This window comes from Streptomyces sp. NPDC001020 (assembly GCF_053599115.1).
Genome location: NZ_JBSFLQ010000021.1, coordinates 1 through 12,849, shown reverse-complemented (window position 1 = coordinate 12,849; position 12,849 = coordinate 1). Strand labels below are relative to the sequence as shown.

At 70.2% G+C, this 12,849-nt stretch carries 11 protein-coding genes and 2 pseudogenes; 7 read left to right on the top strand and 6 right to left on the bottom strand.

Going from position 1 to position 12,849, the window contains the following annotated elements; all coding sequences use genetic code 11:
- Positions 1 to 49: 49 nt before the first annotated feature.
- A complete protein-coding gene (locus ACWDEX_RS20795) occupies positions 50 to 730 on the bottom strand; it encodes a response regulator (RefSeq protein WP_450465137.1) in 681 nt (226 codons plus the stop codon).
- Positions 727 to 2,385: an ATP-binding protein gene (locus ACWDEX_RS20790; RefSeq protein WP_450465136.1), complete on the bottom strand. Its 1,659-nt coding sequence runs from the start codon at positions 2,383 to 2,385 to the stop codon at positions 727 to 729. The genes ACWDEX_RS20795 and ACWDEX_RS20790 overlap by 4 nt, the downstream gene beginning before the upstream one ends.
- A 231-nt stretch (positions 2,386 to 2,616) precedes the next feature.
- Between ACWDEX_RS20790 and ACWDEX_RS20785 the strand changes: the two genes are divergently transcribed.
- A complete protein-coding gene (locus ACWDEX_RS20785) occupies positions 2,617 to 3,984 on the top strand; it encodes a cation:dicarboxylate symporter family transporter (protein ID WP_450465135.1) in 1,368 nt (455 codons plus the stop codon).
- Positions 3,985 to 4,091: 107 nt separating this feature from the next.
- On the opposite strand, the gene ACWDEX_RS20780 is transcribed toward ACWDEX_RS20785, so the two are convergent.
- Complete coding sequence (locus ACWDEX_RS20780) at positions 4,092 to 4,712, bottom strand: TetR/AcrR family transcriptional regulator (protein ID WP_450465133.1); 621 nt, start codon at positions 4,710 to 4,712, stop codon at positions 4,092 to 4,094.
- Positions 4,713 to 4,884: 172 nt separating this feature from the next.
- Here ACWDEX_RS20780 and ACWDEX_RS20775 point away from each other — a divergent pair, with 172 nt between their 5' ends.
- Positions 4,885 to 6,552 (top strand): MFS transporter, encoded by a 1,668-nt coding sequence (locus tag ACWDEX_RS20775; RefSeq protein WP_450465132.1) that lies wholly within the window; start codon positions 4,885 to 4,887, stop codon positions 6,550 to 6,552.
- Positions 6,553 to 6,554: 2 nt separating this feature from the next.
- Here ACWDEX_RS20775 and ACWDEX_RS20770 read toward each other — a convergent pair.
- A pseudogene (locus tag ACWDEX_RS20770) lies at positions 6,555 to 6,836 on the bottom strand (zinc ribbon domain-containing protein); the annotation flags it as partial.
- A 107-nt stretch (positions 6,837 to 6,943) separates the two neighbouring features.
- Between ACWDEX_RS20770 and ACWDEX_RS20765 the strand changes: the two are divergent.
- Positions 6,944 to 7,708 carry a DUF2127 domain-containing protein gene (locus ACWDEX_RS20765; protein ID WP_450465131.1) on the top strand — a complete coding sequence of 255 codons (765 nt, stop codon included), beginning with the start codon at positions 6,944 to 6,946 and terminating at the stop codon, positions 7,706 to 7,708.
- Between the two features lie 166 nt (positions 7,709 to 7,874).
- On the top strand, positions 7,875 to 8,483 hold the full coding sequence (locus ACWDEX_RS20760) for an SGNH/GDSL hydrolase family protein (protein WP_450465130.1): 609 nt from the start codon (positions 7,875 to 7,877) through the stop codon (positions 8,481 to 8,483).
- A 152-nt stretch (positions 8,484 to 8,635) separates the two neighbouring features.
- Here ACWDEX_RS20760 and ACWDEX_RS20755 read toward each other — a convergent pair.
- Positions 8,636 to 8,850 (bottom strand): annotated as a pseudogene (locus ACWDEX_RS20755) (RNA-guided endonuclease InsQ/TnpB family protein); the annotation flags it as partial.
- Between the two features lie 316 nt (positions 8,851 to 9,166).
- Between ACWDEX_RS20755 and ACWDEX_RS20750 the strand changes: the two are divergent.
- From ACWDEX_RS20750 to ACWDEX_RS20740, 3 genes are all read left to right on the top strand, one after another.
- Positions 9,167 to 9,595, top strand: coding sequence for a MerR family transcriptional regulator (locus ACWDEX_RS20750; protein ID WP_450465129.1), 429 nt, complete (start codon positions 9,167 to 9,169; stop codon positions 9,593 to 9,595).
- The gene (locus ACWDEX_RS20745) at positions 9,592 to 9,924 is read left to right on the top strand and encodes a thioredoxin family protein (protein ID WP_450465127.1); all 333 of its coding nucleotides are present in this window, start codon (positions 9,592 to 9,594) and stop codon (positions 9,922 to 9,924) included. Before ACWDEX_RS20750 ends, ACWDEX_RS20745 begins: the two co-directional genes overlap by 4 nt.
- Before the next feature lie 138 nt (positions 9,925 to 10,062).
- Positions 10,063 to 12,324, top strand: a complete 2,262-nt coding sequence (locus tag ACWDEX_RS20740; RefSeq protein ID WP_450465125.1) for a HelD family protein — start codon at positions 10,063 to 10,065, stop codon at positions 12,322 to 12,324.
- A gap of 185 nt (positions 12,325 to 12,509) precedes the next feature.
- On the opposite strand, the gene ACWDEX_RS20735 is transcribed toward ACWDEX_RS20740, so the two are convergent.
- Positions 12,510 to 12,849, bottom strand: a 340-nt coding sequence (locus tag ACWDEX_RS20735; RefSeq protein WP_450465124.1) for an alpha amylase C-terminal domain-containing protein, incomplete at its 5' end; no start/stop codon positions are given.

Here is a 12,849-nt window from a genome sequence, read left to right as displayed (position 1 = left end):
TCGTGGCAGCGTGGGGGTCGCTCCGACGCGGGCGGCCGTACCGCCCGCATCAGCGGCCCCTGACCCACCGGTACATCAGCTCCGGGCGACCCACCTGCCCGTACAACGGGCTCCGCCCGGCCCTTCCCGTCTCCACCAGGTGCTCCAGATACCGCCGGGCCGTTATCCGGGAGATGCCCACGTTCTCGCCGACCCTCGCGGCCGTGAGCCCCTCCTCGGCGCCCCTCAGTGCCTCCGTCACCCGTTTCAGCGTCGGCGCGCTCAGCCCCTTCGGAAGAGCCGAGGGACCAGGCGCCCGCAGGGTCGCCAGCGCCCGGTCCACCTCGTCCTGACCGCTCGCCTCGCCCGCCGTCCCACGGAACTCCGCGTACCGCACCAGCCGGTCCCGGAGCGTGGCGAAGGCGAACGGCTTGAGCACGTACTGCACGACGCCCAGCGAGACTCCCTCCCGCACCACCGCCAGGTCCCGCGCCGACGTCACCGCGATGACGTCCGCGTGATATCCGGCCGCCCGCAGCGTCCGCGCGAGCTGCAGACCGTGCGTATCCGGCAGATGCAGGTCAAGGAGCAGCAGGTCCACCGGCATACGGTCCAGCATCCGCCGTGCCTCAGCGCCCGTGTGCGCCTTGCCGACCGCCTTGAAGCCCGGGACCCGGCCGACATACAGCACATGCGCGTCGGCGGCGACCGGGTCGTCCTCCACGACGAGTACGCGGATGGGCTCGGTCATGCGTCACCTCCGTGCGGGGCAGCCCCGGCCACCAGCTCTGCCACCGGGACCGCCCCCACCGTAGGCAACGGCACCCGCGCCTCGAACTCCGCCCCGCCTCCTGCCGCCTCCGACACCGTGAGGGTGCCCTCGTGGCGCCGTACGGTCTGGCGGACCAGGGCGAGGCCCAGGCCACGGCCGGCGGGGTCGGTCTCGGGCTTCGTCGACCAGCCGCGTTCGAACACCGCCTCGGCGTGGGCGGGGTCCACCCCGGCCCCCGTGTCCGAGACCCGCAGGACCAGTTCCGTCCCCACCGAGTACGCCGTCACTGTCACCCGGGCCCCCACCGAGCCCTGCGCCGCGTCCATCGCGTTGTCGATCAGGTTGCCGAGGATCGTGACCAGGTCCCGCGCGGGGAGCGACGGCAGTAGCAGGCCGTCGTCGATGCGGCTGTCCTGCGACACGACCAGCTCCACACCCCGCTCGTTCGCCTGCGCCGCCTTGCCGAGCAGCAGGGCGGCGAGGACCGGTTCGTTGACGGCCGCGAACACCTGGTCCGTGAGGGCCTGCGCCAGTTCCAGCTCGGCGGTGGCGAACTCGACCGCCTCGTCCTCGCGGCCCAGCTCGATGAGTGAGACGACCGTGTGGAGGCGGTTCGCCGCCTCGTGGGCCTGTGAGCGCAGCGCCTGCGTGAAGCCCCGCTCCGAGTTCAGCTCGCCCATCAGCGACTGGAGTCTGGTGACGTCGCGCAGGGTGACCACGGTGCCCCGTTGTTCGCCGCCGGAGACCGGGGAGGTGGTGACCACCAGGACCCGCGTCGCCGTCAGGTGGACCTCGTCCACCCGTGGTGCGGACGACAGCAGGGCGCTGGTCAGCGGGGTCGGCAGGCCCAGGTCCGCCACTGAGCGGCCCACCACCTCGCCGCTCACCCCCAGCAGCTCCCGGCCACCGTCGTTGATCAGGGCCACCCGGAACCGGCCGTCCAGCATCAGCAGCCCCTCGTGCACGGCGTGCAGCGCGGCCTGGTGGTAGTCGTGCATACGGCTCAGCTCGGTCGCGTTCATGCCGTGCGTGGAGCGACGCAGCCGAGCGTTGATCACGTAGGTGCCGATGCCGCCCAGTACCAGGGCGCCGCCCGCGACCCCGATCAGGGTCGTCACCTGCTCCTGGATTTGAGCCGACACCGTCTCGACCTTGATGCCCGCGCTCACCAGGCCGACGATCCGGTCGCCGTCCCGGATGGGCGCGACGGCCCGGACGGACGGGCCCAGCGTCCCGGTGTACGTCTCGTTGAAGGCCTCGCCCTTCAACGCGCGGGCGGTGTGGCCGAGGAAGCGCTCGCCGATCAGCGAGGGATTGGGGTGGGTCCAGCGGATGCCCTTCGGATTCATGATCGTGACGAAGTCCACGCCCGTGTTCTGCTGCACCCGCATCGCGTACGGCTGGAGCATGCTCGTCGGGTCCGAGGTGCGGATCGCCGCCCGTACCGAAGGGGAGTCGGCGAGCGAGCGGGCCACCGCCATCGCCTGGCGGCCGGCCGCGTTCCGGGCCTGGTTGTGATCGTTGACGAAGGTGAAGAGCGAGTACCCGGCGACGAGCACCGCGATCAGTACGGCCTGCATCGCGAAGAGCTGACCGGCCAGGCTGCGGGGTCTTGACGGATGGGGCACGCGCATGGGTTCAAGTCTGCCTCGCCGTTCCGGTCGCCCCATGTATGCGTGAACTAAATGAACGGAAGCGTGACCGTCTTCACAGGGCGGGAGATAGTCGCCGCATCCCCCCAGGAGCGCTCCGCTTCCCGGCCTGCCGGGAACGCGCCTCCTGGTCTGCCGGGAGCACGTCTCCCGGTTCCCCCGGACGTGAGCCGCACGCCGGATGATCCGACAACGTCGTCGAGGAGGGCAGCCGTGGCCAGCACACCCCAAACGGCACCTGCCGCGCCCGCAGCCAAGCGGGACCGCACGCACTATCTCTACATCGCGGTGATCGCCGCTGTGGTGCTAGGAATCGCCGTGGGGTTCGCCGCGCCGGACTTCGCCAAGGAGCTGAAGCCGCTCGGCACGGGCTTCGTGGCCCTGATCAAGATGATGATCTCGCCGATCATCTTCTGCACGATCGTGCTCGGCGTCGGCTCCGTGCGGAAGGCCGCCAAGGTCGGCAAGGTCGGCGGGCTCGCCCTCGGCTACTTCCTCGTGATGTCCGCCGTCGCGCTCGCCATCGGCCTCGTGGTCGGCAACATCGTCCACCCCGGTAGCGGGATGCACCTGACCGAGGCGGTGAAGGGCGTCGGCCACACGCAGGCCGAGGCCGCCGCCGAGGGCCCGGTCGACTTCCTGCTCGGGATCATCCCCACCACCTTCGTCTCGGCCTTCACCCAGGGCGAGGTGCTGCAGACGCTGCTCGTCGCGCTGCTCGCGGGCTTCGCGCTGCAGGCCATGGGCCGCAGTGGTGAGCCGGTCCTGCGCGGCGTCGAGCACATCCAGAAGCTGGTCTTCCGGGTGCTCGCGATGATCATGTGGGCGGCCCCGGTCGGTGCCTTCGGTGCCATGGCCGCGGTGGTCGGCGAGACCGGCATGGACGCGCTCAAGGCGCTGGCCACGATCATGATCGGGTTCTACGTCACCTGCATCCTGTTCGTCGGGCTCGTGCTCGGCACGCTGGTGCGCCTGGTGGCCAAGGTCAACCTCTGGCACCTGCTGAAGTACCTCGGCCGTGAGTTCCTGCTGATCCTGTCCACCTCCTCCTCCGAGTCCGCGCTGCCGCGGCTCATCGCGAAGATGGAGCACCTGGGCGTCGGCCGTCCGGTCGTCGGCATCACCGTGCCGACCGGCTACTCCTTCAACCTCGACGGCACGATGATCTACCTGACCATGGCCTCGCTGTTCATCGCGGACGCGCTGGACCAGCCGCTGGGCATCGGTCAGCAGATCGGCCTGCTGCTCTTCATGATGATCGCCTCGAAGGGTGCCGCCGGTGTCTCCGGTTCCGGCATCGCCGTCCTGGCCAGCGGTCTGCAGTCGCACAAGCCCGCCCTCGTCGACGGCGTCGGCCTGATCATCGGCATCGACCGCTTCATGAGCGAGGCCCGTGCCCTGACGAACTTCGCGGGCAACGCGGTCGCCACCCTTCTCATCGGCACCTGGACCGGTGAGGTCGACAAGGAGCGCGTGCAGCGGGTGCTCGCCGGCGAGATCCCCTTCGACGAGCGGACGCTCGTGGACGAGAGCACCGACGCCCACACCCCGGCGCCCGGGCCGGAGCCGGTCAAGGCCTGAGCCCCCCTCCCGTACCCCCGGGCGGCTGGGACATCCCCCGTCGTCGGCCGTCCGGGCCACACCTTCAAGACCCCTCCGGCAGCGGAATCCGCTGCCGGAGGGGTCTTTCAGTCGTCGGTCAGTTTCGCCACCAGTTCGGTGGCCCGTGAGGCGGGTACGCCCGCCGTGGTCAGCAAGGTAACCGCGGCGGAGCGGCCCGCCTCGCGCGCTGCCAGCAGGTCCTCGTTCACCGCCGCCATCAGTGCGAACAGCATCTGCTCGTGGAGATACGCCAGTGCCCCCGGCGTCAGCGGCGACTCGAACACGCCCTGCTCCAGGCCGCGGGCGAGGATCTCCGCGCACGCCCCGCGGACCGGCGCCAGACGGTCGCGGATGCCCTGCACGGTGACGCTGCGCTGGGCCAGGGCGACCAGGATCCGGTAGCGGTCGGCGATCTCCCACACCGCGAGCGTCGAGCGGGCGACCGCCTCCGCCGGGTCCGCGACGCCCTCGCGGCCCGCCGCGTGTGCTGCCGCGACCGCCTCCACCGCGCCGTCGACGAGCGTGCTGATCAGTGCCTCACGGCTCGGGAAGTGCCCGTACACCGTGCGCCGTACGACACCCGCGGCCCGTGCGATCTGGTCCATGGACGCGTCCGGGTCGCGCAGCAGCTCGGCGAGCGCGACCTCCAGGATGCGTCGGTGGTTCGCATCGGCCCGGCTGGCGTTACCCGTGGTCATGGCTGCCATTGTGCACGGCCCCTCGGCGCCCGGGTACGCCACCACAGGGCCTCCACCTCCTTGACTTGCACAGTACTGTGCAACGCCGTACATTGCACATCGTTGTGCAATTGCACGGTGCTGTGCAATCCAAGCTGTGCAATCCAGACCCGCAGTGGAGAGAAGAGGAAGTCCCGCACCCATGCGTCTCGTCATCAAGGAACCGGTCGAGAGGACGGGCCGGCCCTACGCCCGCCGCTGGTGGGCGCTGCTCGTCCTCTGTCTGAGCCTGCTGATCATCGTGATGGCGAACACCGCCCTCACTGTCGCCGCGCCCCACATGACCCAGGACCTCGGCCTCACCAGCGCCGACCTGCAGTGGGTCATCGACGGCTACACCGTCCCGTACGCGGCGCTGATGCTGCTGCTCGGCGCGATCGGCGACAAGTACAGCCGCCGCGGCGCACTCGTCCTCGGACTGGTCGTGTTCGGCGGCGGGTCCGTCTTCGGCTACCTCGCCGACAGCGCCGCGACCGTCATCGCCGCTCGCGCGATCATGGGAGTGGGCGCCGCGCTGATCATGCCGGCCACGCTCTCCCTGCTCGCCGCGACCTTCCCGCGCGCCGAGCGCGCCAAGGCGATCACCCTGTGGACCGCCACCGCCGGGCTCGCGATCGCGGCAGGTCCGGTCGTCGCGGGCGCGCTGCTCAAGGACCACGGCTGGGCCTCGACCTTCCTGATCAACGTGCCGATCGCCGCCGTCGCCCTGATCGCCGCCTTCGCCCTGGTCCCGCCCTCCAAGGCCGGCCACCACGACCGGATCGACTACGTCGGCGGTCTGCTGTCGGTGGTCTGGACCGGCTCACTGGTCTACATGATCATCGAGGGTCCGCATTTCGGCTGGGACGCCAAGGCGGTCACGGCCGCGGCCGTCGCGGGCGCGGGCCTGGTCGCCTTCGTCCTGTGGGAGCTGCGCCACCCGCACCCGATCCTCGACGTCCGGCGCTTCACCAACCGCCGCTTCGCCGGTTCCAACCTCGCCGTCGCCCTGTTCTTCCTGGCGGTCTTCGGCGCCTTCTACTACCTCACCCAGCACCTGCAGTTCGTCCTGGGCTACGACGCCCTGGCCACCGGCGTACGCATGCTGCCGCTGGCGGGCGCCGTCTTCGTCGGCTCGGCGCTGACCGGTTACCTCACCCCGCGCGTCGGCATGAAGTGGACGGTCACCGCGGGCATGGTCGGCGGTACCACGGCCCTGGCGCTGCTGACTCAGGTGGATGGTTCGTCCTCGTACGGCGACTTCGTGGCGCCCCTGATGATCCTGGGCCTGGCCATCGGCCTCGCCCTCTCGCCCTGCACCGACGCGATCATGGGCGCCTTCCCGGAGTCCGAACTGGGTGTCGGCGGCGCCGTCAACGACACCTCGCTGGAGCTGGGCGGCTCGCTCGGCATCGCGATCCTCGGTTCGCTGCTCGCGACCTCCTACTCCGACCACCTCTCCGACGCCACCGCCGGCAGCAAGCTCCCGGCGAGCGCCCTGTCCACCGCCCAGGACTCGGTCGGCGCCGGATACGCCGTCGCGCAGGGCATCGGGGAGAAGGCCCAGCAGCTCGCGGCACAGGCCGCCCAGGCGACCGACCCCCAGCAGGCCGCCCAACTGAAGGCACAGGCCGGCCAACTCGCCCAGGGCGCCCAGCAGATGAAGGAAGCGGTCGGTTCGTCCTTCGCGGACTCCGTCGCCCACACCAGCCTCATCGGCGCCGTGATCCTCGGCGTGGGCGCGCTGGCCGTTGCGCTGCTGCTGCCGCGCGGCCAGGCGACCGTGGCGGAGCCCGCGGAGGAGGAGGCCGACGAATCGGTGACGGTGTGAAGTCAACTACCCGGGACTGAAAGTCCCGGGCTTGCACAACGGGCATCACTGGCTGTGGTGCTGCGTTTGCGTCCAGCCCCGCCCCGCTGTTGCGGTGGTGGGGCAGGGGCCGTTGACTGGGCCCCGCGTCGCCACAACTCCCACGCGCGGGCGCGGATGTTGCGGGAGCCGTTGCGGTCCGCGTGCGCAACGACGCCGCAGGACCGGCACGCGAAGAGGGCTTGGGAGACCCGGTTCGCTGTGTCGATGTGCCCGCACTCCGCGCAGGTGCGCGAGGTGCACGCCGCAGGCTGAAACCGTCCGGCGGTCGTCTCTTACCGCGATGCGATACCGTGCCGCGTCGATCAACCGGCGCGGCACGGCTGTACGCATACAAAGGAGGTACGGGGGAATGGCGATCGACTGGGACCGGCGCACCTGCGCACGTAAGGGCCATGTCACCTACGCGCCGGACGACCCCCGGCTGCGTATCCGGCTGCACGCGGAGACCGCCCTGGGGGAAGTGTGGCGCTGCCTGCGCTGCGGCGACTTCGCGCTCGGCGAGCCGCACGGCTCGGGACCGGCCGGTGACGCCCCGCTGGTGCCGCGCGGCAAGGTGCTGCGCGACCTGTTCATCCTGCGCTTCCTGGCGGTCGAGCGGGCGCTGCGCGGGGTGTTCATCGTGCTGGTCGCGGTGGCGGTCTGGAAATTCAGCAACAGTCAGGACGCGGTGCGGCGACTGTTCAACGAGTACCTGGATGTCTTCCGGCCGGTCTTCAAGCACTTCCACTACGACCTGGACCATTCCCCGGTCATCGGCACCATCCAGAAGACCTTCGGCTACAAGCACTCCACACTGTTGCTGTTGGCGTCTCTGCTGCTGGCGTACGCCCTGGTCGAGATCATCGAGGCGGTGGGCCTCTGGTACGCCAAGCGCTGGGCGGAGTATCTGACGGTGGTCGCCACCGCCGCCTTCCTGCCACTGGAGATCTACGAGCTGACCGAGCACGTCAGCGCCGTGAAGATCACCACCCTGGTCCTCAACATCATCGCCGTCCTCTACATCGCCATCGGCAAGCGGCTGTTCGGACTGCGGGGCGGGCGGCGGGCGTTCGAGGAGGAACGCCAGAGCGCGTCCCTCCTGGAGGTGGAGGAGTCGGCGGGGGTGATGGTCTGAGCGGGTTCCACCTGGCCAGGTCTACGACGGCACCGACGCGTCGTCGGCGACTCCCCCCACCCTCGCGCGGGCGTTGCGCAGGTGGTCTCGGGGAGGCAGCATGGCCCACCGGCGGGACGCCGCGCCCAGCCGGACGCGCGGCGGCGGAAGAGGGAGGGAACACATCATGATTCGGCTGGCCGACACGCCCATGACCTGGGTGGCGACCGGAGACAGCATCACCCAGGGCGTGCTGCACACCCATGGTGCACGTGGCTGGGTCGAGCATGTGCACGAGCGGGTGGGGTGGCAGCTGGGCAGGATCACCGATGTCGTGATCAACTCTGGTGTCTCCGGATGGAGCGCGGGTGAGGTGCTCGGAGCACATGAGTGGCTGATCGGCCGCTTTCAGCCCGACGTGCTGTCCGTCTCGCTCGGCACGAACGACTGCCTGGCCGGCCAGGCCGGGCTGCCCGCCTTCCACGACGCGATGCGCAAGATCATCGACGGCGTCGGTGAAGGCACACAGATCGTGCTGCACACCCCTGTTCTGGTCGGTTTCTCGGGCCGCGAGCGGCGTGCGGCCATGCCTGCGTACTGCCAGGCGGTACGGGAGCTCGCCGCGGAGACCGGCGCGCTGCTCGTCGACCACGAAGGGCACTGGCTCGCGCACCATGGCACGGCGGATCCGATCTCGTGGCTGGACGACGAGGCGCATCCCAACGCGACCGGTCATCTGGAGATGGCCAACCATGCGCTGCGGGTGATGGGTCTGGGCGAACTCGAACAGCCTTGACACCGGTGACGATTCCCTCGAGTGGCTGTCCGGGCCGCGCGGGCGGTCGCAAGCCGTTCGAGGAGGAGCGGCAGAGCGCGCCCGTCCTTGAAGCGGAGGAGTCGGCGGGGATCACCGTCTAGAGCCGGCCGCCACCGGACCCCGCGACCGCCGCGTCGAGGCCAGTAGTTCTTCCACGCCTGGAAGTACGTCTTCAGCACCGCCTGTGCGGCCTGGGCGGGGAGGGCGGCGAGCCAGTCGATGTCCTTGCGGGCCTGACGGATCGCGGTGTCCCTGCGGCCAGTGTGCGCTTGTCCCTGGGGAGCATCGTCCACCAGTCGTGCAGCAGGTTCCACGTGGTGCGGGCAGCGTGCGCCTGGCCGTCGATGAGCCGGACCTGGGCAGGGGTCAGCGCGAGCCGGGCACCATGCCCGAACCACAGCTTCTCTGCACACGTTCGGTGGTCATGCGATCACTGTAGCGTTCGGGTCCTGACACCACGCTGGAATCCGATCACGAGGTCCCCACCGGCCGCCATGTCGGCCATAACCCGCACGTCCACTTGGTGTTCGTCACCAAGTACCGGCGTGACGTCTTCACCGACTCCCCTGTGCCGCGCTAGCCGCCGCTCCCGCCAGACGGGTCCTGACCCCACCTTCACCGGCCTTGCCTTGACGCCGACGTCAACGCCTACGGTCGTACCCATGCGAATCGGCGAGCTGGCCGCGCGGGCCGGGACGACGACACGGACGCTGCGGTACTACGAGTCGCGGGGGCTGCTGCCCGCGCGGCGGGACACCCAGGGGCATCGCACCTACGACGAGCGGGACCTGACGCTGCTGCGGCAGATCCGCACACTGCAGGACTTCGGGTTCGACCTGGAGGAGACGCGGCCCTTCGTGGAGTGTCTGCGGGCCGGGCACCCGGAGGGTGACTCGTGCCCGGCGTCGCTCGCGGTCTACCGGCGCAAGCTGGACGAACTCGACGCGTTGATCGGCGAGTTGCGTGCGGTGCGGGAGAAGGTCGGCGAGCAGTTGGCGAAGGCGGAGCGGGCGCGTGAGGCGCTGGCGGCCGAGGCGGCGGTTCCGGGCGGTCCGGAACCGGTGTGCGAGCTGGGAGGGCGGAAGCTGTGATCAAGGCGGCAGGTGTGGCCGAGGTGACGGACGCGGACTTCGAGGCGGAGGTGATCAGGGCGGAGCTGCCGGTGCTGGTGGAGTTCACCGCCGACTGGTGCCCGCCGTGCCGGCAGATGGGGCCGGTGCTCAGCGATCTCGCGGCCGGGCAGGAGGGCCGGCTCAAGGTGGTGCAGCTGGACGTGGACACCAATCCGGCGACGACGAACGCCTACAAGGTGCTGTCGATGCCGACGTTCATGGTGTTCCGCGGCGGCGAGCCGGTGAAGTCGATGGTGGGGGCGCGGCCCAAGCGGCGGCTGCTGGAGGAGCTGTCCGACGTCCTCTGAATCCACGCAGTACACAAGAAATCCCCCGAGCAATTGCGCTCGGGGGATTTTTCTGCGTATATTCGATGGTTCGCGATTCCAGATGAATAGAGTCGCGGAGAAGTTCACTGAGCAGAGTATATCCGGGCGGGAGTGGAATTGTCAAACACCGAATTTCCAGACGATGAATTGCGCCGGGAGCAGGAATTCATCGACGGGCTGTACGCGCGCGTGGACGCACTGCGCGGTGACACCGAGGCATCCGTCACGGGCGCGCTGGCGCAGGGCGACAAGCCCATGCAGGCCCGGCTGGAGCGGGACATTCTCGTCGCCGAACGTTCCGGGCTGCTGGCGGCGCTGAACGCCGTGGAAGGTTCGCTCTGCTTCGGACGTATCGATCTCACCTCCGGTGTGAGCCACCACATCGGCCGTGTCGGGCTGCGTGCCGACGACGCGGACCGCACGCCGGTGCTGATCGACTGGCGGGCCGAGGTCGCCCGTCCCTTCTACCTGGCCACCGGCCATACTCCGATGGGCCTGCGCAGACGCCGGCACATCGCCACCGACGGACGCCGGGTCACGGCGCTGCACGACGAGATCCTCGACCTCGGCGACCGCGAGCGCACCGGCCACGAGGACCCGTCCGGTGACGCCGTGCTGCTCGCCGCGCTCAACTCGGCGCGCACCGGCCGGATGGGCGACATCGTGCGGACCATCCAGGCCGATCAGGACCGCATCATCCGGGCGCCGCACCGGGGCGTACTGGTGGTGGAGGGTGGTCCCGGTACCGGCAAGACGGCCGTCGCCCTGCACCGGGCGGCATACCTCCTCTACGAACACCGGGAGCTGCTCGCCCGCCGTGCGGTTCTCATCGTCGGCCCGAACCCCGCCTTCCTCGGCTACATCGGCGAGGTGCTCCCCTCGCTCGGTGAGACGGGTGTGCTGCTGGCGACGGTCGGCGAGCTGTTCCCCGGTGTGAAGGCGACCGCGACCGACACGCCCGAAGCAGCCGCTGTGAAGGGCCGCGCCGACATGGCCGACGTGCTTACCGCCGTCGTACGGGACCGGCAGGCGCTGCCCGACCCGGTGATCGCCATCGAGCACGACCGGGAGATCCTGATGCTCGACGACGGCCTGGTGAGCGTCGCCCGCGAGCGAACCCGGGCGGCCAAGCTGCCGCACAACGTGGCACGCGAGCACTTCGAGGGCCACATCCTGAACACGCTGACGGACATGGTCGCCGAGCGGATCGGCACCGATCCGTACGACGGCTCCAACCTCCTGGACGCCAGCGACATCACCCAGATCCGTGACGAACTCGCCGAGAACCCCGAAGTCTGGTCGGCGATCGACCGGTTGTGGCCGCGGCTGACCCCGCAGCGGCTGGTCGCGGACTTCCTCGCCGACCCCGAGGGGTACGTGTCCGACGAGGACGCCGGGGCGATCCGCCGCCGGGTCACCCGCGCCTGGACAACGGCCGACGTGCCGCTGCTCGACGAGGTGGCCGAACTCCTGGGGGAGGACGACCGGTTGGCCCGTTCCCGCGCGGAGCGTGAGCGTGAGACGCAGATCGCGTACGCGCAGGGCGTGCTGGACGTGTCGTACGCGTCCCGGACCTACGAGTTCGAGGACAAGGAGGACGGTGATCCTGACGCCTCGGAGGTGCTGTCCGCGCACGACATCATCGACGCCGAGCGATTCGCCGAGCGGCACGAGGAGGCCGACCATCGCAGCGCGGCCGAACGCGCGGCGGCCGACCGCACCTGGGCGTTCGGGCACATCATCGTCGACGAGGCGCAGGAACTGTCGCCGATGGCGTGGCGGCTGCTGATGCGGCGCTGCCCGACCCGTTCGATGACCCTGGTCGGTGACCCCGCGCAGACGGCCGAGGCCGCCGGGGTCGGCTCGTGGTCGAAGATCCTCGCGCCGTACGTCGAGGACCGCTGGGAACACACCCGCCTCGGCGTGAACTACCGCACCCCGGCCGAGATCATGGAGGTGGCGGCGAGCGTGGTGCGCGCGCAGAACCCCGGCTTCCAGCCGCCGAGTTCGGTCAGGTCCACCGGCGTACGGCCCTGGGTGCGCGCCACCGACGACCTGCCCGCAGCCGTGGCCGAGGCGGTGGAGGAGCTGACCCCTTCCGAAGGCCGGCTCGCGGTGATCGCGCCGCGCGAACTGCACCGCTCGCTCGCCGCGCGACTGGAGGGGGTGACGGCGGGCGCGGAACCGGACCTGACCCGGACCGTGGTGCTGCTCGACGCGCGTCAGTCCAAGGGGCTGGAGTTCGACTCCGTGCTGGTGGTCGAGCCCGGCCGCTGTGGCACGAGCGACCTGTACGTGGCCCTGAGCCGGGCCACGCAGAGGCTGGGCATGCTGTACACCCGTGACCTGCCGGAGGCGTTGGCGGACGCCCTCGACTAGGCCTGTCCGGAGTTTCCGGGTGCTCGCTGGAAGGGCGGGCATCGGGAATCTCCCCAGGGTGGCCTCATCCCTACACGAGTGCGCCGGTCGCCGCGCGACCGGGGAATGAGTTCGCCACCGACTGCGCGTTCGGCGCGCCGGACGGGCGCGAGCCGATCTGGACGGACAGTCACCGACACCGAACGTCAGAACAAAGCCGGGCTCAGCCACACCGTCGCCAGTGGCGGCAGGGTCAGCCGGATGCTCGACGGGCGGCCGTGCCAGGGGGAGTAGTCCGGTTTCAGTGGGTCGGGGTTGTGGACGTTGCTGCCGCCGTACTGTGCGGCGTCGGTGTTCAGGAGTTCGTGCCAGGTGGGGGTGGTGTCGGGGACGCCGAGGCGGTAGTCGTGGCGGACGACGGGGGAGAGGTTGGAGACGGCCAGCAGGGGTGTGGCGTGTGCGTCCAGCCGTAGGAAGGCGAGGACGTTGTCGTCGGTGGCGTCGCTCACGATCCATTGGAAGCCGGATGGTTCGGTGTCGCGTTGC